The organism is Streptomyces plumbidurans (genome assembly GCF_019857225.1).
In the GTDB taxonomy this organism is placed as follows: domain Bacteria; phylum Actinomycetota; class Actinomycetes; order Streptomycetales; family Streptomycetaceae; genus Streptomyces; species Streptomyces plumbidurans.
Window position 1 is genome coordinate 1 of sequence record NZ_JAFJSY010000011.1, and the last position, 19633, is coordinate 19633.

At 70.8% G+C, this 19633-nt stretch carries 17 protein-coding genes, 1 tRNA gene and 1 pseudogene; 9 read left to right on the plus strand and 10 right to left on the minus strand.

Annotation, left to right across the window (positions count from 1 at the left end; all coding sequences use genetic code 11):
- Together JYK17_RS09925 and JYK17_RS09930 are read right to left on the minus strand one after the other, a co-directional pair.
- A pseudogene (locus tag JYK17_RS09925) lies at nt 1–383 on the minus strand (SPFH domain-containing protein); the annotation flags it as partial.
- Between the two features lie 99 nt (nt 384–482).
- Complete coding sequence (locus JYK17_RS09930; RefSeq protein WP_222810194.1) at nt 483–1910, minus strand: peptidoglycan-binding protein; 1428 nt, start codon at nt 1908–1910, stop codon at nt 483–485.
- 189 nt (nt 1911–2099) lie between these two features.
- Between JYK17_RS09930 and JYK17_RS09935 the strand changes: the two genes are divergently transcribed.
- The 4 genes from JYK17_RS09935 to glxA all read left to right on the plus strand — a co-directional run bounded on the left by JYK17_RS09935 (nt 2100) and on the right by glxA (nt 7816).
- Nucleotides 2100–2173, plus strand: a tRNA-Lys gene (locus JYK17_RS09935).
- 613 nt (nt 2174–2786) lie between these two features.
- On the plus strand, nt 2787–3503 hold the full coding sequence (locus tag JYK17_RS09940; RefSeq protein ID WP_108013036.1) for a FadR/GntR family transcriptional regulator: 717 nt from the start codon (nt 2787–2789) through the stop codon (nt 3501–3503).
- Between the two features lie 315 nt (nt 3504–3818).
- A complete protein-coding gene (locus JYK17_RS09945) occupies nt 3819–5882 on the plus strand; it encodes a glycosyltransferase family 2 protein (protein ID WP_222810195.1) in 2064 nt (687 codons plus the stop codon).
- A complete protein-coding gene (gene glxA / locus JYK17_RS09950; RefSeq protein ID WP_222810196.1) occupies nt 5879–7816 on the plus strand; it encodes a radical copper oxidase GlxA in 1938 nt (645 codons plus the stop codon). The genes JYK17_RS09945 and glxA overlap by 4 nt, the downstream gene beginning before the upstream one ends.
- Nucleotides 7817–7834: 18 nt before the next feature.
- Here the strand turns inward: glxA and JYK17_RS09955 are convergent, their stop codons facing one another.
- Together JYK17_RS09955 and JYK17_RS09960 are read right to left on the minus strand one after the other, a co-directional pair.
- Entirely contained in the window at nt 7835–8860 is a 1026-nt protein-coding gene (locus JYK17_RS09955; RefSeq protein WP_222810197.1) for a glycoside hydrolase family 6 protein, read from the minus strand.
- A gap of 443 nt (nt 8861–9303) precedes the next feature.
- Entirely contained in the window at nt 9304–9951 is a 648-nt protein-coding gene (locus JYK17_RS09960) for a hypothetical protein (protein WP_128802810.1), read from the minus strand.
- 156 nt (nt 9952–10107) lie between these two features.
- Here JYK17_RS09960 and JYK17_RS09965 point away from each other — a divergent pair, with 156 nt between their 5' ends.
- Entirely contained in the window at nt 10108–10887 is a 780-nt protein-coding gene (locus JYK17_RS09965; RefSeq protein ID WP_108013041.1) for an HAD-IIA family hydrolase, read from the plus strand.
- Nucleotides 10888–10944: 57 nt separating this feature from the next.
- Here the strand turns inward: JYK17_RS09965 and JYK17_RS09970 are convergent, their stop codons facing one another.
- Together JYK17_RS09970 and JYK17_RS09975 are read right to left on the minus strand one after the other, a co-directional pair.
- Nucleotides 10945–11751, minus strand: coding sequence for a hypothetical protein (locus JYK17_RS09970; protein ID WP_222810198.1), 807 nt, complete (start codon nt 11749–11751; stop codon nt 10945–10947).
- 82 nt (nt 11752–11833) lie between these two features.
- Nucleotides 11834–12907, minus strand: a complete 1074-nt coding sequence (locus JYK17_RS09975; RefSeq protein ID WP_164932390.1) for an ROK family transcriptional regulator — start codon at nt 12905–12907, stop codon at nt 11834–11836.
- A 218-nt stretch (nt 12908–13125) separates the two neighbouring features.
- Between JYK17_RS09975 and JYK17_RS09980 the strand changes: the two genes are divergently transcribed.
- A complete protein-coding gene (locus JYK17_RS09980; RefSeq protein WP_222810199.1) occupies nt 13126–14199 on the plus strand; it encodes a Gfo/Idh/MocA family oxidoreductase in 1074 nt (357 codons plus the stop codon).
- A complete protein-coding gene (locus JYK17_RS09985) occupies nt 14196–14699 on the plus strand; it encodes a heme-degrading domain-containing protein (RefSeq protein ID WP_128802808.1) in 504 nt (167 codons plus the stop codon). The genes JYK17_RS09980 and JYK17_RS09985 overlap by 4 nt, the downstream gene beginning before the upstream one ends.
- An 87-nt stretch (nt 14700–14786) precedes the next feature.
- Here the strand turns inward: JYK17_RS09985 and JYK17_RS09990 are convergent, their stop codons facing one another.
- The 4 genes from JYK17_RS09990 to JYK17_RS10005 all read right to left on the minus strand — a co-directional run bounded on the left by JYK17_RS09990 (nt 14787) and on the right by JYK17_RS10005 (nt 17511).
- On the minus strand, nt 14787–15644 hold the full coding sequence (locus tag JYK17_RS09990; RefSeq protein ID WP_222810200.1) for a fumarylacetoacetate hydrolase family protein: 858 nt from the start codon (nt 15642–15644) through the stop codon (nt 14787–14789).
- A gap of 125 nt (nt 15645–15769) precedes the next feature.
- Nucleotides 15770–16489 (minus strand): YidC/Oxa1 family membrane protein insertase, encoded by a 720-nt coding sequence (locus JYK17_RS09995; RefSeq protein WP_222810201.1) that lies wholly within the window; start codon nt 16487–16489, stop codon nt 15770–15772.
- 81 nt (nt 16490–16570) lie between these two features.
- Nucleotides 16571–16894 carry a DUF6412 domain-containing protein gene (locus JYK17_RS10000; RefSeq protein WP_108013047.1) on the minus strand — a complete coding sequence of 108 codons (324 nt, stop codon included), beginning with the start codon at nt 16892–16894 and terminating at the stop codon, nt 16571–16573.
- A gap of 77 nt (nt 16895–16971) precedes the next feature.
- Nucleotides 16972–17511 carry a winged helix-turn-helix transcriptional regulator gene (locus JYK17_RS10005; RefSeq protein WP_108013312.1) on the minus strand — a complete coding sequence of 180 codons (540 nt, stop codon included), beginning with the start codon at nt 17509–17511 and terminating at the stop codon, nt 16972–16974.
- A gap of 68 nt (nt 17512–17579) precedes the next feature.
- Here JYK17_RS10005 and JYK17_RS10010 point away from each other — a divergent pair, with 68 nt between their 5' ends.
- Nucleotides 17580–18992, plus strand: coding sequence for an MFS transporter (locus JYK17_RS10010; RefSeq protein WP_222810202.1), 1413 nt, complete (start codon nt 17580–17582; stop codon nt 18990–18992).
- A 120-nt stretch (nt 18993–19112) separates the two neighbouring features.
- Entirely contained in the window at nt 19113–19625 is a 513-nt protein-coding gene (locus JYK17_RS10015; RefSeq protein ID WP_108013049.1) for a SigE family RNA polymerase sigma factor, read from the plus strand.
- Nucleotides 19626–19633: the final 8 nt, after the last annotated feature.

The window sequence follows — 19633 nt, forward strand, 5'->3', positions numbered from 1 at the left end:
GCGGGCAGCCGCAGCGCCGCCGCGGCGAGCGGCGGCAGCACCCCGGCCCACCACGAGGTGGCCACGCATCCGGCCACCCCGCAGGCCCCGGCGAGCACCCCCGCAGCACCGGGCAGCACCCGAGCGGGCCGCTCGGCCAGTTCGGGGTCGACCTGTGGCGCGGAACGGGGCCGGACCTGCGTCGGGCGCCGGAAGCGCGGCTGCTCCCCCGTTCCCTGCCGGCGGCCGACCACCGTGGGTCTGAGCGGCACGGACACCGGGTCCGGGTCGTCGCGGAACAGCAGATGTACGGGGATCTCGGTGGTCGCCTCGTTCTGGATGAGGCGACCCGGTCTGCCCGGCCCCTCGGACTCGGGTGTCTGTGACGTGGTCGTCGTACTCATGCGTGCCTCCAGCCTCCGCGCCAGATGCGTCACAACAGGTGGGTGGAACAGGGCCGTTCACGGGGAACGGCCCGTGGGGGGGGAGAGATCCGGGCCGCTTCAGGCGAACAGCCGTCTCCACGTCTCCGGCCCCGGAAAGCCGTCGGCCGCGCCGCCGCGCCAGCCCTGGGAGCGCTGGAATGCCTCGACGCCTCGCCGGTCCGCCTCGCCCCAGCGCGGCCCCGGCCCGGTCGTGTAGTACGTGCCGAACCCCTTCCTCACCAGCTGCTCCCCGAGCCGGGTGATGTACTCGTTGTGCGCGCCGGGGCGGAAGAACGCTCGCCCCGGGTAGCCGGGCACGCCGTGCGACGCGGGCTTGGGCGAGCCCGCCTTTGCTGCCACAGGGCTACTTGCGGCCGTCGGGCCCTTTGCGGCCGTCGGGCCCTTTGCGGTGGCCGGGCCCTTTGCGGTGGCCGGGCCCTTACCTGCCGCGGGGATGGACTTGCCCTTCCCGGACACCAACAAATCCCAGGTCTGCGGCCCCGGCAGTCCGTCGGCGCCCGCGCCGGTCCAGCCCTGGGCCAGCTGGAACGCCTGGGTGGCCTGGCGGTCGGCGTCCGACCAGCGCGGTCCGGGGCCGGACGGGTAGAAGCGCCCGGCGCCGCGCTTGATCAGCATCTGTCCGAGCTGAAGGACGTACTTGTTGTTCGCGCCGGGGCCGAAATACGCAATTCCCGGGTACGGCGTATCGACGCTCGCGCCGGGCGCGGGGGCAGCCGGCTGGGTCGGTGCTGCCGGTGCCGTCGGCGCGGTGGGCGCCGGATCCGCCGTGAGCCCGTTGTACCGGTAGGGGACGTACCGGTCGGAGTTGCTCCAGTAGGCGTACGGGGTGGCCTGCTTGCGGGCGTGCGGGGGCGTCTGTTCGTAGGCGAGGTAGTTGCTGTGCGTGTAGTCCGTCCAGCCGCCGAAAATGACGACGTGCGAGCCTTTCTCCGGGTTCTGCGGATTGTGGAACAGCAGAATGTCGCCGGGTTGCAGTTCGTCCTTGGTGATCTGCTTGCCGTAACGGCCGAGACTTCCCGTCCATTCGTTCGTGGGCAGTCCCCAGGCCATTGACACGAATCCCGAGCAGTCCTGGCGGTAACCGTCGAACCAGTACTCGGTCATGCTGTACGGCACCTGTGCGTCGACCCATGTCCTGGCTCGGTTGATGATCTCGGCGCGGGTGGCCGCGGGCGGCTTCTGCGGGTCCGCGGGCTTGGCCGTCTTCCCGCTGCGGCCGTACAGCGCGGTCTTGTGCCCCTGCGGGCTGCCGTGCCCGTCACCTGTGGGAACGCCGGGGCCGGGCGGGGCCTGGGGGGTGGCGAACGCCGGGGCGGCATGGCCTGCGGCGAGGGCAGTGGTGGCGGCTGCCGCCACGATCACGGTTCGTCGGGCGGCCGGGTGCCCCACCGTCCGTGAATACGGCAGGACGCGGCGCCAGTACGCACATCCTGGGCAGTCGCAGTCGCTCGCCGGATCGAATTCCTCGAATACCGGAGCCGTCATGCGATTCCCCTCACACTCCCGTTGAAAAAGACCGCGCGTGTACACGTCGATCAGTTTCCCAACGGTCTTCCCGACGCGCATGTTGACGGTCCGAATGATGTACAAGCCCGCCCCGCACCACCGTCCCGCCCCGACCCCCGAGCGGTCGGGACCACCCCCACCGATCCGGTAGAGTTACGCCGTCAGCAGGCGCCGCTAGCTCAGTTGGTTAGAGCAGCTGACTCTTAATCAGCGGGTCCGGGGTTCGAGTCCCTGGCGGCGCACGTTGTCGATGGCGAGGCATGTTCGCGGAACACGCGAACCGGCCTCGCCATCGTCGTCTTTGCGCGACTACGTCGCGCCCGGTGGGGGCTCCGCCACCCACCCCCCCCTGCGACTGCCGTCCCCCGGCGCAGGTAACGGCACCCCCCCCCACTCCGGCACCCCGAACCGGTGGGGGCGTCGCCACCCAGCCCCCCCGGCGCTCATCACGGCACCCCTCGCTCCGGCACCCCGAATCGGTGGGGCACCACCCACCCCGGCGGGGGGCCGCCCTCGGCGCTGATCACGGCACCCCCGCTCCGGCACCCGCGACGCCACGCCGCTGCCAAGGGGGTTTTCACCACCCACACCCCCCTGCGACGGTCCACCCCCGGCGCTGGTCACCGCCCCCCTCTCGGCGCCTGCGCACCCGCCCGCAGCCGCAACGCCACGCCACGCCACGGGGGTCCCCACCCCCTTCAACGGCCGCCCCGGCGTCGACCACAACACCCCCCACCCCAGCACCGAACCCCCCTTCGCACCCCAACAGCAACACCCCGGGCCCCGGGCCCCGAAGCCCACCCCCCGATTGCAAGCAAGCCCCCCTCCCCCGCAATGGCCGGATACTCTCTCGCCATGGCAGCGCGTGACCTTCAAGAGCGGATCAAGAAGCTCATCGTCGACCGCAGGCTTCCCTCCGGGGCGCCGCTGCCGACCGAGCCGGAGTTGATGGAGTACCTGGGGGCGAGCCGGAACTCGGTGCGTGAGGCGCTGAAGGCGTTGCAGGCGATGGGGATCGTGGAGATCCGGCACGGGTTCGGGACGTATGTCGGACCGATGTCGCTGGCCCCGATGATCGAGGGACTCGCCTTCCGTACGGTCGCCGGGCACTACCGCGGCGAGGACTCCCTGCTCCAGCTGCTCGAACTGCGCGAGGCGGTGGAGACGGGACTGGTCTCCCGGCTCGCCGGCCGGATCCCGGAATCGGATCTCGTTGAACTCGACGCACTCGTGAACCGTATGGAACAGCAGGCCGCGCAAGGAGGCGCCGGCCTCGCGGACACCGACCGTGCCTTTCACGCCACTCTGTACCGAGGGCTGGACAACGTACTGCTCGGCGAGGTTCTGGAGGCGTTCTGGGACGCCTTTCACCGTGTGCAGACGGATCTGGGAGGCGTGCCGCAGGACCCGAGGATCACCTGCCGGCAGCACCGGGACATCCTCGACGCGGTGCGGTCGGACGACGTACTGAGGGCGGAGGAGGCGATAAGGGAGCACTTCGGCAACATCCGCGCCCGGCTGTCCACATCGCATCCACAGGATCCTCACACGCGCCACAATGAACGCGTATGACCGGTAAACACCGCGTTTCGCATCTTGCGATCATGATGAACGCCGTAGAACCCTGTTTTGCAAGATGCTGCGGATACGCGGCACTTGGGGGTCTGGTAAGCGGTTGCCCGGGTTGCGGGGATAGGGGGCCCCGTTCACGAGGCGATGCCGAGGGGGGCATCGTGCAACCGGAAGGGCGCAGTTCCATGTCTACGGTGTGGAGAGTGTGGTGACTGCGGCCCGCCACTGATACGTCTGTGAAGGGTCGAGGGGGACTCGTCGCGGACGGAAGGAACCGACACGACACGCGGTGACCTGCGTGTGGGGGGATGACTCATGACGTCGACGCCGAAGGGCGCCCGGCAGCATTTCGACTCGTCGGAAACCACCCAGCTGAGGGTGCCTTCGCAACGGAACAGCACCACGGGCCAGTTCCGCAGAATCAAGAAGAACCTGCCGAGATACGACTACGAGCACTACAGCCGCCTGGCCGGCCCCCTCACCCAGCCGGATCCGGACAAGCCCTACAAGGTCCAGTACCGCTCACTGCTCTCGCAGGAACCGCACCGCCTGCGCGCCGCCCTGATGCTGGGCGCGGCACCGCTGCTGTCGCTGATCCTGCTGGCCTGGCTGCTGCAGCCGGAGCACTGGACCGAACGCGACTACCCCGCCTTCGACTTCCTGCCGGTGCTGGACGTCGTGATGCTCGTCTCGATCGGTCTGATCGAGTTCTTCCGCTGCATGAACGTGCTGTCCAACGCGCACGCCACCCTGGTCGCCCGCGACCCGGTCCCGGTGGTGCCCGAGACCGGCACGAGAGTCGCGTTCATCACGACGTACGTGCCCGGCAAGGAGCCTTTGGAGATGGTCACGAAGACCCTGGAGGCGGCCGTCCGGCTGCGGCACCGGGGCCTTCTGCACATCTGGCTCCTGGACGAGGGCGACGACGCCGAGGTGAAGGCGGTCTGCGCCCGGCTCGGCGTACATCACTTCTCCCGCAAGGGAGTTGAGCAGTGGAACCAGAAGAAGGGCCCGCACCGCGCCAAGACCAAGCACGGCAACTACAACGCCTGGCTGGAGGCGCACGGCGACGACTACGACTTCTTCGCCTCGGTCGACACCGACCACGTCCCGCTGCCCAACTACCTGGAGCGGATGCTCGGTTACTTCCGCGACCCGGACGTCGGCTTCGTCATCGGCCCGCAGGTGTACGGCAATTACGACAACCCCATCACCAAGGCCGCCGAGTCGCAGCAGTTCCTCTTCCACGCGCTGATCCAGCGCGCGGGCAACGCCTATGGCGCCCCGATGTTCGTGGGCACCTCCAACGCCGTGCGGATCAAGGCGCTCAAGCAGATCGGCGGGCTGTACGACTCGATCACCGAGGACATGGCCACCGGCTTCGAGATCCACCGGCACACGAACCCCGCGACGGGGAAGAAGTGGCGGTCGGTCTACACGCCGGACGTGCTCGCCGTCGGTGAGGGCCCGGGTGCCTGGACGGACTTCTTCACCCAGCAGCTGCGCTGGTCGCGAGGGACGTACGAGACGATCCTCAAGCAGTACTGGAAGGGCTGGTTCTCACTGCCTCCGGGCAAGCTCTTCAACTACACGATGATGATCATCTTCTACCCGATGTCGGCCCTCAACTGGATCCTGGCGGCGCTGAGTTGTGCGCTGTTCCTGGGTCTGGGCGCCTCGGGTGTGAACATCGACCCGACCGTGTGGCTGATGCTGTACGGAAACGCCTCCGCGCTGCAGATCGGCCTCTACGTCTGGAACCGCCGGCACAACGTCTCCCCGCACGAGCCGGAGGGCTCCGGCGGTGTGGCGGGCATGGTGATGTCGGCCCTGTCGGCGCCGATCTACGCCCGCTCGCTGATGGACACGGTGCTGCGCCGCAAGAGCAAGTTCGTGGTGACTCCCAAGGGCGATTCCGCGAGCCCGGACACGCTGTTCGGAACCTTCCGGATCCACCTGTTCTTCATCCTGGTCTTCGGCGGCTCGATCGCCGCCGGTCTCACGCTCGGGCACTCGCACCCGGCGATGATCACCTGGGCCACGTTCGCCCTGCTGATCACCGCGTCGCCGATCTTCGCCTGGCGGTACGCGCTGCGGAAGGCGAAGAAGCAGCCGCCAACGCCGGGACTGCCACAGCAGCAGGGCCCGGGGGCGCCCGCGCCCGCCCACCAGCCGCAGCCGGCGCAGTACGCGCCGCACGGGCAGTACGCGCCACACGCGCCGTACGGGCAGCACGGGCAGCACGGCTCCGGGCACAAGCCCAGTTGGGCCGCCTCGGGTTCGGGCACGGGTTCGGCCCAGGGCTCGGCGGCCCCGGACGCAGGAAACGACCAGACGATGCAGATCGCCCTGGGTGGATTTGGGGGACGTAAGGAATGAACGACCGTGCAGGCCACCGCCGTGTCCGTCGGCTCGCGATCGGAACGGCAGTCGTGCTCGCGCTGGCCGGGATGAACGGTCCGTGGCTCTACCGCTTCGGCACCGAGAAGTATCACGAGTACCAGATCAACAGACCCGAGTACAAAGCGGACAACGGCCACTGGGACATCATCCAGTTCCCGCCCAAGTACCGCCAGGACACCATCCACGCGGCGCTGCTGCGCACCGGCAAGGTGCTGCTGGTCGCCGGCTCGGGCAACAACCAGGACAACTTCGACAAGAAGAAGTTCGACTCCCGGATCTGGGACCCGGTCAAGGGCACGATCAAGAAGGTGCCGACCCCCGCGGACCTGTTCTGCACGGGGCACACCCAGCTGGCGAACGGCAATCTGCTGATCGCGGGCGGCACCAAGCGCTACGAGAAGCTCAAGGGTGACGTCACCAAGGCCGGCGGCCTGATGGTGGTGCACAACGAGAACCCGGACAAGCCGATCACGCTGCCCGCGGGGACCGTGTTCACCGGCAAGGAGAACGGCAAGAGCTTCGTGTCGAAGGACCCGGTGCTGGTGCCGCGCGCGAAGAAGGTCTTCGACAAGGCGACGGGCAGATTCCTGCGCAACGACCCGGGGCTCGGCCGTATCTACGTCGAGGCGAAGAAGCGCGGCACCAAGTACGAGACCGGCACCCAGGACAACTACCGGATCCAGGGCCTGACCGGCTCCGACGCCCGCAACACCTACGGCATCGCGCAGAAGCTCGCGCTCGACAAGAAGGACTTCCAGGGGATCAGGAACGCCTACGAGTTCGACCCGGTCGCCGAGAAGTACATCAAGGTCGACCCGATGAACGAGGCCCGCTGGTACCCGACGCTCACGACGCTGAGCGACGGCAAGATCCTCAGCGTCTCCGGCCTCGACGACATCGGGCAGCTGGTGCCGGGCAAGAACGAGATCTTCGACCCGAAGACCAAGAAGTGGACGTACACCGGGAAGATCCGCCAGTTCCCGACGTACCCCGCGCTGTTCCTGATGCAGAACGGCAAGATCTTCTACTCGGGTTCGAACGCGGGCTACGGGCCGGACAACGTGGGCCGCACGCCCGGCATCTGGGACGTCGACACCAACAAGTTCACCAAGCTGCCGGGGCTGAGCGACGCCGACAAGATGGAGACGTCCGGCACGGTGCTGCTGCCGCCCGCCCAGAACGAGAAGTTCATGGTGATCGGCGGCGGCGGTGTCGGCGAGTCCAAGCTGTCCAGCAACAGGACCCGGCTGATCGACCTGAAGGACAAGAACCCGAAGTTCACGGACGGGCCGAAGCTGGAGAAGGGGACGCGCTATCCGCAGTCGTCGATCCTGCCGGACGACACCGTGCTGGTGTCCGGCGGTTCGGAGGACTACCGCGGCCGCGGTGACTCCAACATCCATCAGGCGCGGATCTACCACCCGGACACCAACTCCTTCGAGAAGGTGGCCGATCCGCTGGTGGGGCGCAACTACCACTCCGGGTCGATCCTGCTTCCGGACGGCAGGGTGATGTTCTTCGGGTCCGACTCGCTCTACGCCGACAAGGCCAACACCAAGCCGGGCAAGTTCGAGCAGCGGATCGAGATCTACACGCCGCCGTATCTGTACCGGGACTCGCGGCCCTCGCTGTCGGGCGGGCCGCAGACCATCGCCCGGGGCGGGACGGGGACGTTCACCTCACCGCAGGCCTCCGCCATCAAGAAGGCGCGGCTGATCCGGCCCAGTGCGTCGACCCATGTCACGGATGTCGACCAGCGGTCGATCGCACTGGACTTCAAGACCTCCGGCAACAAGATCACGGTGACCGTGCCGAAGAACAAGAACCTCGTTCAGTCGGGGTGGTACATGCTGTTCGTCGACGACGACCAGGGGACGCCGAGCAAGGCGCCATGGGTCAAGGTGCCGTAGCCGTCGGCCGGTTGGCCCCTAGGGGGTTGATGCCTTGGCGAGCTTCAGGGCGTAACTGGCCCACCACGCACCCGCCTTGGGGCCGCCCTTGCAGGTGCCGTCCGACTCCCCCGGGCGCTTGACCCACAGGTAGGCGTCCACCAGGGGGTCGGCGGTCCTGGTCGTCGGGGTGTCGCCGAGGGCCCGGCCCGGTGGGTTGCACCAGCGCTCGTCCTCGTCGCCGCCCTTGTACGGCCCGTTGCCGTTGCGGCTGGTGTCGATGACGAAGTGCTTGCCCCCCACCTTCGCGGACAGCTCCTTGCCGTACGCGACGGAGTCCTTGGTCGAGTAGAAGTTGGAGACGTTGACCGCGAAGCCGTCCGCCTGCGCGATGCCCACCCACTGCAGGGGCTGGTAGATCTGGTCGGGGCGGCCCCAGCCGGCGTTGCCCGCGTCCAGGTAGACCTTGGTGTTCTTCAGGGACTTGAGCTTGGTGACGGCGCCCTTGAGGAGGTCGTAGCGCTCCTCGTGGAACTCGTCCGGGGTGCAGCCGTCCACCAGGTGCAGGATCGCGTCGGGTTCGAGGATCACGGTGGCCGCGCGGTCCCCGATGCCGGCCGCCACGCCGTCGATCCAGCCGCGGTAGGCGTCGCCGTCGGCCGCGCCGCCCTGCGAGTACTGGCCGCAGTCGCGGTGCGGGATGTTGTAGAGGACGAGCAGCGCGGTGCGGCCGGCCTTGTCGGCGGCCTCGGTGAAGCCCTTGGCCTCCGCCTCGGGGTTCTCCGGGCCGATCCACTCGCCGGTCGGCTGCTCGGCGATCTTGCGGATCTGCTCGGCGTCGCCGTCCTTGCCTGACTTCTCGTACGCGGCCACCTGCCGTGCCGCGCTGCCGTCCGGGTTGACCCAGAACGGGTCGCTCTCCTTGGGCTGTTGAGTGATCTTCGCGCCGGCGTCCCCGTTCTTGTCGCCGTCGCCGTCGCCTCCGGAGGAACACCCCGCGACGAGCAGTGCCACCCCCAGCACCGCCGCGGAGGCACTCATTCCGGCCCCCCTCATGCCGTACATCCAACTCCCCCTTGGGTGCACCGGTCCAGGGCTCAATCGTGACATACAGCCCGTGCCGCCCACGAGATCACCAGGGTTTGTCGGCGAGCTGTTACAGCCCGGACGCGTGTACGACCGGCCACTCCATACGTCCCGCGGGCCGACCCAACTCCCTTGACCACCAGGGCATATGACGGAGAGCCACCGCGCGGGAACCTGGCGTCATTCAGACTCTAGGCTGGGGCGCTCATCCGTTCTAAAGTCATCCCAGACGGCCCCAGCCCCCGGCCCGTCCGACCCACCGTGCCCCCATGAACCTCCCGCGCAGATCGCCGGGTTACTCCCGCAGCCCGTGCGCGCGCGGTCGAGGACCAGCCCGGTCGGCGGTTTCGGGGGGAGCAGACCGCCGACCGGGCCAGGTGCGCAGTGTCCGGCGGTGACGTTCGAGAGCCGGAGGACCACTGTCACCGGGCATCGGGTCGGTCCGTCCCGCGCCTCCGCCGCGCGCTCAGCACTCCTACGGCGGCCGCGGCGACGCCCGCGAGCACCAGTCCGGTGATCGCCTGTCCCGTGCCGGGTCCGGCCCCGCGCACGTCCACGGAGGCGAAGTGCGCGGCGCCACTGCCGTCGGCGTCGACGGAGGCGACCGGCGAGGCGGGGGCGGCCAGGGGCGCGGCCGAGGATCCGTGCTGCGGGGACCGCGGCTGCCGCTGCGGCTGCCGTAGCACCTGCGGCCGAACCTGCGACGGCGCTTGCGGCGGTGCCTGCTCCACGCGGCCGAGTACGGTGACCCTGCCCTTCGTCACGGCGTCGGCGCAGGTGAGCGTCACGTCGTAGGAGCCCGGCCGCGCCGAGGTGCGGACCCGGGTGTCCCCGGTCAGGGTGCCGCCGGTGCCGGTCAGCCGTGCGTCGGCGACGAACGCCGGGGACGCGGCGGTGCCCGTCCGCCCCGGGCACCCGGTGGCCCGCAGCGCGACATCGGTGCCGGGGGAGGGGGACGACGGGACCACCGAGACACCCGCTCCGCCCCCGTCGGCCGCGTACGGCGCCCCCGGCGCGAGAGCGCAGGCGGCCAGGAGTCCGGTACAGAGAGTGAGACGCAGTGAACCCATCGTGAAACCTCCAGATACCGGGAGGCTCTCCCGCGAGCCCGGACCGCGCATCCCGAGTGGCGCCCGCACTGCTCCGTTCGGGTGGCGGGGGGTTTCGGTCGGCCGCGCCGAATATCATGGCCGTCTCGTAGGCAGACAGACCGGGAGTCCGCACCCATGGCCCAGCGCAAGCCCATCGAATCGTGGCTCACCGACATGGACGGGGTGCTGATGCACGAGGGCGTCCCGGTGCCCGGCGCGGACGCGTTCATCAAGAAGCTCCGTGAGTCGAACCGCCCGTTCCTGGTCCTCACGAACAACTCGATCTACACCGCGCGCGACCTGCACGCCCGGCTGAACCGGATCGGCCTGGACGTACCGGCGGAGAACATCTGGACCTCCGCCCTGGCCACCGCCAGCTTCCTGGACAACCAGCACCCCGGCGGCACCGCTTATGTCATCGGCGAGGCGGGCCTGACCACGGCCCTGCACGACGCCGGGTACGTGCTGACGGACTCCGACCCCGACTTCGTGATCCTGGGCGAGACGCGGACGTACTCGTTCGAGGCGCTGACCAAGGCCATCCGGCTGATCAACAAGGGCGCCCGCTTCATCGCCACCAACCCGGACAACACCGGGCCCTCCCCGGAGGGCGCGCTCCCGGCGACCGGTTCCGTGGCCGCGCTGATCACCAAGGCGACCGGCAAGGAGCCGTACTTCGTCGGCAAGCCGAACCCGCTGATGATGCGGACCGCGCTGAACACCATCGGCGCGCACTCGGAGAGCAGCGCCATGATCGGCGACCGTATGGACACCGACGTCCTGGCCGGGCTCGAGGCCGGGATGGAGACCTTCCTCGTACTGACCGGCCTGACGGCCATGTCCGACGTCGAGCGGTTCCCCTACCGGCCGACGAAGATCGTGGACTCCATCGCGGACCTGGTCGACCTCGTCTGACCGCTGCGACTTCTCGCCCGACCGCCGCGGCCTCGTCCTTGGCGGCAGTTCGGCCTCTCAGCGGCGCTTGCGCGGTTTGAGGGCGAGCAGGACGGCGCCCGCGGTGACGAGGAGGACGGCGATGGCCGCGAGGGTGCCGGCCGGGGTGCCGAGGCCGGTGCGGGCGAGTTCGTCGACGAAGGGGAGGCCGGGGTCGGCGCCCGGTGAAGCCGTGCCGGTGGGGGTCGCGCCGGTGGGGGTCGCGCCGGTGCTGGTCCCGTCGGAGGGGGTCTCGTCGGCGGATGTCGCGCCGTCCTGGTTCCGGTCCGCGTCGCTGTCGATGCGGAAGCGGTAGTCGCCGGACTCCCCGACCCAGTCGCCGTCGTTCTTGTGCCGCTGGACGACCGCCGCGTTGGCGGTGACCTCGTTGGGCAGGGTGTCCGAGGTGAGCGCGAGGCGGACCTTGATGCTGACGGTCCTGCCGGGGCCGACCGTGAAGCCGGGCAGGCCCCCGTCGAAGGCGCCGACGAGTTCGTCCTCGTCGGTGGCCATGAAGCGCACGGGGTGCGGGCGGCCGTCCGCGTAGAAGTCGAGGCGGGGCTGCGTCGGCTTCAGCGCGCGCTTGTTGTCGACGAGCACGACGACCGGGTGGATGCCCGCGCAGGTCCGGTGGGTGGTGTTGGTCAGGTCCAGATACCAGGTGCCGTATCCGCCGCCCGCCTCGTAGGCGTCGGGGCCGCCGTGGATGCGGGTGGTGAGGGGGAAGTGGCGGCCGTCCGGGGAGCAGCCGGGGGCGGCGTGTGCGGGTGCCGGGGTCGCCACGGGAAGGAGCGCGGCGGCTGCCGCCAGGCACAGGGAGACGGGCGTGCAGAGTCGCATAATCATGGGACTGTGCCGGACGGGTGGCTGCGACGGGCGGTGCCGCTCCGGCGGGCCGGGGAAGTCCCCTCGATCAGCGGGCAGACCGTCAGCCGTCCGCGCGCCCGAACAGCGGGGCCAGCACCAGCTGCGCGGCACCCTCCGCGACGCCGCCGGACGCGACCCGTACCGGCACCGCCGCCTGGCCGACGCGCCGGGCGCGCTCGTCCAGGACGGCGGCCACCCCGCTCACGAAGGCGTCCGGCGCTGCGGTGACCGTGCGGCCGCCGAGCAGCACGAGGTCGATGTCGAGCAGGGCGACCAGGTTGCCGGCCGCGGTGCCGAGCACCCGCGCCGCCTCGTCCACCTCGCCGCGCGCCACCGCGGCCAGGCACAGCGCCTCGACGCAGCCTCGGTTGCCGCAGCCGCACGGCGGCCCGTCCAGCTGGACGACCTGGTGGCCGAACTCCCCGGCTCCGGTACGGGCGCCGCGGTGCACGGTGCCGCCGATGACGAGTCCGGCACCGAGGCCCGTACCGAGATAGAGGTACGCGAAGGACCCGCCCGCGCCGTCCACGGCCAGACCGAGTGCCGCGGCGTTGGTGTCCTTGTCGACGACGACGGGCACTCCGAGCCGCCGTGCCAGGGCGTCGCGCAGGGGGAAGCCGTCCCACTCGGGGAAGCCCGTCACCCGGTGCAGAACTCCGCGGGTGTGGTCGAGCGGGCCGGGCAGCGCGACCCCGATCCCGAGGAGCGCGTCCGTGCCCCGGCCGCCCGGCGCCCAGCCGTGCGGCACCCCGCAGTGCGGCGCCACCCGGCCGGTCAGTGCTCCCGCTTCCCGCGCCACCGCGGCCACCACGGCGTCGGGGCCCGCGCCGAGGTCGAGCGAGGTGCGCTCCTCCGCCACGACGGCGCCGGTGAGGTCGACCAGGACCGCCCGCAGTTCGTCGCGGTCCAGGTGCAGTCCGACCGCGTGTCCGGCCTCGGGCACCAGCCGCAGCACGGTGCGGGGCTTGCCTCCCGTCGAGGCGCGGCGCCCCGCCTCCGCCGCGAGACCGTCCGCCCGCAGCCGTGCGGTGATCTTGCTGACGGCCTGCGGGGTCAGCCCGGTCCGCTCGGCGAGTTCCAGCCGGCTGATCCCCTCGGACCCCGCGGTGCGCAGCAGGTCGAGGACGAGCGCCATGTTGTGGCTGCGCAGGGCGGGCAGATTCGCGCCGACGACACCGGACGTGCCCGCCGTGACCGGCGCGCTCGCCGCTCCCGGCCGACCGACCACCGCCTTCGCTCCGGCCCGTGCGCCCGCAGCCGCTGTCCGTGCGTCCGCCGCCGCCCTCGTCCTGTCCACGCGCCCATTGTCCCCCGCGCTTGCACTTTGGCAACAGCGTTGCGAAAGTGGGAGGCATGACTCGTACTCCTCTGCGCGTGGGCCTCGTCGGCTACGGCCTCGCGGGCTCCGTCTTCCACGCCCCGCTGATCGCCGCCACCGAGGGCCTCGCCCTCGACACGGTGGTCACCTCGAACCCGGAGCGGCAGAAGCAGGCCCTGGCCGAGTTTCCGGACGTGTGCGTCGCGGCGACCCCCGAGGAGTTGTTCGGCCGCGCCGCCGAACTGGACCTGGTCGTCGTCGCGTCCCCGAACAGGACGCATGTGCCGCTCGCGACCGCGGCCCTGAAGGCCGGTCTGCCGGTCGTCGTCGACAAGCCGATCGCCGGCACGGCCGCCGAGGCACGCGAACTCGCCGCCCTCGCCGAGGACCGCGGACTGCTCCTCTCCGTCTTTCAGAACCGCCGCTGGGACAACGACTTCCTGACCCTGCAAGGCCTGCTGGCGAAGGGCGAGTTGGGCGACGTATGGCGCTTCGAGTCCCGGTTCGAGCGGTGGCGTCCGCAGACCAAGGGCGGCTGGCGCGAGTCCGGCGACCCGGCAGAGATCGGAGGTCTGCTCTACGACCTCGGGAGCCATGTCGTCGACCAGGCGCTGGTCCTGTTCGGTCCGGCGGCGCAGGTGTACGCGGAGTCGGACATCCGCCGCCCGGGCGCGGAAGCGGACGACGACACGTTCATCGCCATCACGCACGCAAGCGGCGTCCGCTCGCATCTTTACGTCTCCGCCACGACCGCCCAACTCGGCCCGCGCTTCCGGGTGCTGGGCTCGAAGGCGGGCTACGTCAAGTACGGCCTCGATCCGCAGGAGGCGGACCTGCGCGAGGGCCGGCGTCCCGGCACGGCGGCCGACTGGGGCACGGAGGCGGAGGAGTCGTGGGGCCGCGTCGGTTCCGGCGAGTCCCCGGCGACCGGCGGCGGCCGCCCCGAACCGACCCTCCCCGGCGACTACCCCGCGTACTATGCGGCCGTGGCCAGGGCACTCACCGACGGCGGCGCCAACCCGGTGACCGCCCACGAGGCGGCCGCGGCCCTCGACGTCCTGGAGGCGGCCCGCCGTTCGGCCCGCGACAACGTGGCGGTGACACTGTGACGCACCACGAGATCACGCCCAAGTTCCAGCCGGAGCTCACCCCGACCCTGGAGGAGCTGGAGGCACAGGAACGGCGCCTGGTCTTCAGCCGGTTCACCCACGAGGACGCCTGGGCGCTGGGTTCCCTGCTCGTGGAGTTGGCCCGGGAGCGCCAGGCGCCGGTCGCCATCGACATCCACCGCGCGGGCCAGCAGCTCTTCCACGCGGCCCTCCCGGGCTCCACCCCGGACAACGACGCCTGGATCGCCCGCAAGCGCCGCGTGGTGGAACGCTACGGCTCCGCCTCCTACCTCGTCGGCGCCCGCTTCCGCGCCAAGGGCTCCACCTTCGAGGAGTCCTCCCGCCTGGACCCGGACACGTACGCGGCCCACGGCGGCTCGTTCCCGATCACCGTCCAGGACGTAGGCGTGATCGGTACGGTGACGGTCAGCGGCCTCCCCCAACTCGCCGACCACAGACTGGTGGTGGAGGCCCTGGAGACCTTCCTGAACAAGGGGTGACAGGAGCGCCCCGCCAGGGGCGCGGGGAACTGCGCGACAAGCCACGACGAACCCGCACTCGCCGCTGAAGCGCAGTCCCCCACCCCTCTAGGCGTCCTTGAACTCCTGCCGCTGCCGCCCCAGCCCCTCGATCTCCAGCTCGACGACATCCCCGGCCCGCAGATACGGCTTCGGCTCGGGCGCCCCCATGGCAACCCCCGCCGGCGTCCCCGTATTGATGACGTCCCCGGGGTACAGCGTCATGAACTGACTGACATAGCGCACCACTTCAGCGACCGGAAAGATCTGCTCCGCCGTCGTCCCGTTCTGCTTCAACTCCCCGTTCACCCACAGCTTCAACGGCAGATCCTGCGGATCGGCGATCTCGTCCGCCGTCACCAGCCACGGCCCCAGCGGGTTGAACGTCTCGCAGTTCTTGCCCTTGTCCCAGGTGCCGCCGCGCTCGATCTGGAACTCCCGCTCGGACACGTCGTGCGCCACGGCGTAGCCGGCGACATGGCCGAGCGCCGCCTGAGCCGACTCCACGTAGCGGGCCGTGCGCCCGATGACGACGGCGAGCTCGACCTCCCAGTCGGTCTTCTGCGACCCGCGGGGTACCAGCACCGTGTCGTTCGGACCGACCACCGTGTCCGCGGCCTTGAAGAAGATCACCGGCTCGGCGGGCGGCTCGGCACCGGTCTCGCGGGCGTGGTCGTGGTAGTTCAGCCCGATGCACACGACCTTGCCGATCCGGGCGAGCGGCGGCCCGATGCGCAGCCCGGTCGCGTCCAGGGCGGGCAGCTCCCCCGCCTCGGCGGCCGTACGGATCCGCCGCAGTGCCGCTTCGTCGGCGAGCAGCGCTCCGTCGATGTCCGGGACGACACCGGAGAGGTCCCGCAGAATCCCCTCGGCGTCGAGCAGCGCGGGCGTCTCCGCTCCCGCCGTACCGACTCGCAGCAGCTTCATGATCATGTCTCCCTCGATCGCGGGCGTCCGACCGATGGGTGCAGCCATCGGAGGACTGGTCGATCCTCCAAGGTCGAAGTCCACTCCGCAAGACCCGGTTCACGGACTGGACCGCGACTTCTGACCTATCGGTAGAGCACGGCCCGTTCGACCGCGGTCCACGTCGTGCTCGTCACCACGTACAGCGCGGCCGCCAGCGGTACGACGGCCACCGTGACGAGCGTGAAGAAGGAGAGGTAGGGCGCGATCCTGCCGATGGCCGCGGCGCCGGGGACCTGCTCCGGGCCGGCGGCGGCGGAAGCAGTGGCAGCCATGGTCTTCTTCGCGCGCAGGTAGTTGAAGGTCGCGACCGCCGCGACGAGCGCGAACAACCCGAGGTACACGAGCCCGGCAGCCCCGAACACCCCGCCGCCGGACAGCGCGTCCGCCCACCGCCCGCCGAGCGGCGCGGCGAACAGTTGGTGGGTGAGCAGGCCGTTGTGCTCACCGCCGATCGTGGTGTTCGAGAACAGGTGGTAGAGCAGGAAGAACGCCGGCAGCTGGAGCAGTCCGGGCAGGCACCCGGACATCGGCGACACCTTCTCCTCGGCGTGCAGCTCCAGCAGGGCCTGCTGGAACTTCTTGGGGTCGTCCTTGTGCCGGGTGCGCAGCTCGGTGATCTTCGGCTGCAGCGCGGTGCGGGCCTTCTGCCCGCGGGCCGCGGCGCGGGAGAGGGGATGCACGAGGAGTCGTACGAGAGCGGTGAACAGGACGATCGCGGCGGCCGCCGCAGTGGCGCCGAACAGCGGCTGGATCAGGGCGGCGAGTTGCTCGACGAGATGTGCGAAAGCAGGGAAGACGGACATGGTTGAGCCCTCCGAGGGTCATGCCGGAACGGGGTGAAGGCGGCATGACGACCCGCACGGGCACGCGTCGGAAGAGAGGTGTCAGGCGCCCTGTGCGACGGTCGTCGGGAGGGCGTGTCCGGGGGCTCGGGGGCGGGTGCGGCCCCTGGCGTCGGGGTCGCGCTGCGGCAGGAAGGCCGTACGGCGGTCCCGGTCGCGGATCGCCGTGCGCACGCGCGTGGGCGGCACCGCGGGCACGATCCGTGCGGCGAGCAGGGCGCAGGCGGCGAGCGTGGCCCCGGCCGCCGCGGTGGCGGCGAGGGCGACGGTGGCGGTGAGGCTGCCGGTGTCGGCGAGCAGCACGGCCTGGAGGACCAGGAGCAGCAGCACGGCGGCGGGGCGCAGAGGTGTCCGGCTGCGGATCACGGCTGCCCCCCCCTTCTTGTACGTGTGCTCTTCGCGTACGCGCGCTTTTCTCGTACGCGCGTGCGTCCTGCTGTCGGTTATACAGGATCCGCCGCGGCCGGCTGTTCGATGGGCTCCAGCAGGCGCTTCGGCTTGAGCAGGATGCGGCTGATCGGATCCGCCGGGTCCGGATGGAGGCCCGGGCCCGGCACCATGACGACGTCCTGGACGGGTACGGCGGTTCCGCAGGCGGGGCATTCGCCGTAGGTGCCCAGTTCGGTGTCGCAGGCGATGTGCCGGAAGGAGCGCAGCTGGGTCTCGCCGAAGTGCTCGCGGCCCCACAGGCCGAGCGAGCGCAGCGTGGGCCACAGGGCGATGCCGCGGTCGGTGATGACGTACTCGTCGCGCGGCGGCGACTCCTGGTACCGGCGCTTGTCGAGGATGCCCTCCGCGGTGAGCGTCTGCAGGCGGGCGGCCAGGACCGCGCGCGGGATGCCGAGGTGGACGAGGAAGTCGTTGTAGCGCCGTACGCCGTAGAGCGCGTCGCGGATCACGAGCAGCGTCCAGCGCTCGCCGACCACCTCCAGCGCGCGGGCGATGGAGCACTCCTGCGTCACGTAGTCCTTGCCCAGTGCCATGCCGTCCACTGTAACCATTTTCCCTGAGCTGATTCAATGAATGAACCTAGGATGCTACGGTGGGCGACATGCCTAGGTTCAATGAACGAACTCTCACTGAGGCCGACGCCACGAGCGCGCCGCACGCACAACCCGCTCAGGCGCCCGCGCACGGCCGCGCCACCCTCGCCCTGACCAGCGCGGCCACCGCCGTGACGCTGATGACGTACACCGCCCCGCTGGTCACGCTCCCCGACACCGCGGCGGCCCTGCACACCCCGGTCTCCGCCCAGGCCTGGCTGCTCAACGGCACCCCGCTGGGCCTGGCCGCGCTGCTCCTGGTCGCCGGCAGCCTCGCCGACGACTACGGCCGCCGCCGCATCTTCCTGGCGGGCACCCTCACCCTCGGCATCACCACGGCCCTCGGCGCCCTGGCCTCGTCCACCTGGCTGTTCACGCTGGCCCGGATCGCGCAGGGCGCGGCGAGCGCGGCCATCCTCGCGAGCAGCCTGGGGCTGATCGTCCACGCGTTCCCCACGCCCCGCGGCCGACTGCACGCGACGGGTGTGTGGGGTGCGTTCGTCAGCGGCGGCATCGCGGTGGGCCCCCTCGTGGCGGGCGCGTTCTCCGACTGGCGGGTGGCCTACGGCGTGCTCGGCGCGGCCGCGCTGCTGGTGGCGGGCCTGGGCACCCGCGGTCTGACGGAGTCCCGTTCACCGCGGGGCGGCCGCCCGGACGTGTTCGGCGCGCTGGCCTTCGGACTGGCGCTGGTCGCGCTGGTCGCCGCCCTGACCCTGGGCCGGGACGGCTGGCTGCGCCCGCAGGTGGGCCTGCTGCTGGTGGCGACCGTGGCGCTGATGGCGGTCTTCACCGTGGTGGAGCGCCGCACCGCGACGCCGATGATCGACCTCGGCCTGCTGCGCCGCCCCCGCTTCCTGGCGTCCTCCGCGGGCGGCCTGTTCACGGGCCTGGCGGTGATCGGCACCTTCAGCTTCCTGCCGGCCATGCTCCAGCAGACGCTCGGCCTGAGCGCGATGGACACGGCCTGGCTGTTCCTCCTGTGGTCGGGCCTGTCCTTCACCGTGGCCCTGCAGGCCAAGCGGCTGGCCGGCCGGGTCTCCCCGCGCCACCAGCTGGCCGTCGGCTTCGGCCTGCACGCGGTCGGCGTCCTCACCATGCTCGGCGCGCTCGACGCCCACTCCTGGCACCGGCTGCTGCCCGGCCTGATCATCGGCGGCATCGGCAGCGGCCTGCTGAACGCCGCCCTGCCGCTGCTGTCGGTGGAGTCGGTCCCGGCCGCCCGCGCCGCCATGGGCTCCGGCGCCCAGCAGACGTTCCGCTACATCGGCTCCTGCGCGGGCGTCGCCCTGACCATCGCCATCGCGACGTCGTCGGGCGGCGGACTGGCCCACGGCGCCGACATCGCGCTGGTGGTCTCGGCGGGCCTGGCGGCACTGGCGGCCGCGGCCGTGCTGGCGCTGCGGTCGTCCCCGGCCGCGTAGGGCCTCTCCCCAACGCACGCTCAGATCGCATCCGTATGAAACATTTCCGGGGTCCCACCGCATCAATGAAGTGAGAGCGGATGCGCGGTGCCGGGCACGGTGCCGTGAGTTGGGGGAGAGATGCGACAGGTGCGGGCGGACGAGTACGCGGAGTTCGCTGCGGTGCGCGCCGGACATCTCTACCGGTCGGCCTGTCTGCTGACCGCCGGTGACACACATCTGGCCGAGGATCTCGTGCAGGAGACCCTCGGGCGGCTCTACGTCAGCTGGCGGCGGGTGTCCCGGGTGGGCAACCCGGCGGGGTATGCGCAGACCGTTCTCATGCGTACGTTTCTCGCCCATCAGCGCCGGCTCAGCAGCACCGAGCGGGCCATGGACGTGCTGCCCGAACTGCCCGACGACGGCGCCGGCCGTGACATGCCGCTGCGGCTGACGCTGCTTCAGGCCCTGGCCCGGCTGCCCGCCAAGGACCGGGCGGTGGTCGTCCTGCGGTACTGGGAGGACCGCTCCGTCGAGGAGACCGCGCAGGTCATGAACGCCAGTTCGGCCGCCGTGCGCACCCGCTGCACCCGCGCTCTCGGGCGGCTGCGGGAACTGCTCGGCGAGGACCTCGGCGAGTACGCGCGCCCCTGAACACAGCT

Bases quoted from the DNA above. Each gene is read 5' to 3' on its own strand.
- JYK17_RS09930 (WP_222810194.1), bottom strand. From the start codon at position 1,910: ATGACGGCTCCGGTATTCGAGGAATTCGATCCGGCGAGCGACTGCGAC.
- JYK17_RS09940 (WP_108013036.1), top strand. From the start codon at position 2,787: ATGGCAGCGCGTGACCTTCAAGAGCGGATCAAGAAGCTCATCGTCGAC.
- JYK17_RS09945 (WP_222810195.1), top strand. From the start codon at position 3,819: ATGACGTCGACGCCGAAGGGCGCCCGGCAGCATTTCGACTCGTCGGAA.
- glxA (WP_222810196.1), top strand. From the start codon at position 5,879: ATGAACGACCGTGCAGGCCACCGCCGTGTCCGTCGGCTCGCGATCGGA.
- JYK17_RS09955 (WP_222810197.1), bottom strand. From the start codon at position 8,860: ATGTACGGCATGAGGGGGGCCGGAATGAGTGCCTCCGCGGCGGTGCTG.
- JYK17_RS09960 (WP_128802810.1), bottom strand. From the start codon at position 9,951: ATGGGTTCACTGCGTCTCACTCTCTGTACCGGACTCCTGGCCGCCTGC.
- JYK17_RS09965 (WP_108013041.1), top strand. From the start codon at position 10,108: ATGGCCCAGCGCAAGCCCATCGAATCGTGGCTCACCGACATGGACGGG.
- JYK17_RS09970 (WP_222810198.1), bottom strand. From the start codon at position 11,751: ATGATTATGCGACTCTGCACGCCCGTCTCCCTGTGCCTGGCGGCAGCC.
- JYK17_RS09975 (WP_164932390.1), bottom strand. From the start codon at position 12,907: ATGGCGCTCGTCCTCGACCTGCTGCGCACCGCGGGGTCCGAGGGGATC.
- JYK17_RS09980 (WP_222810199.1), top strand. From the start codon at position 13,126: ATGACTCGTACTCCTCTGCGCGTGGGCCTCGTCGGCTACGGCCTCGCG.
- JYK17_RS09990 (WP_222810200.1), bottom strand. From the start codon at position 15,644: ATGAAGCTGCTGCGAGTCGGTACGGCGGGAGCGGAGACGCCCGCGCTG.
- JYK17_RS09995 (WP_222810201.1), bottom strand. From the start codon at position 16,489: ATGTCCGTCTTCCCTGCTTTCGCACATCTCGTCGAGCAACTCGCCGCC.
- JYK17_RS10005 (WP_108013312.1), bottom strand. From the start codon at position 17,511: ATGGCACTGGGCAAGGACTACGTGACGCAGGAGTGCTCCATCGCCCGC.
- JYK17_RS10010 (WP_222810202.1), top strand. From the start codon at position 17,580: ATGCCTAGGTTCAATGAACGAACTCTCACTGAGGCCGACGCCACGAGC.
- JYK17_RS10015 (WP_108013049.1), top strand. From the start codon at position 19,113: ATGCGACAGGTGCGGGCGGACGAGTACGCGGAGTTCGCTGCGGTGCGC.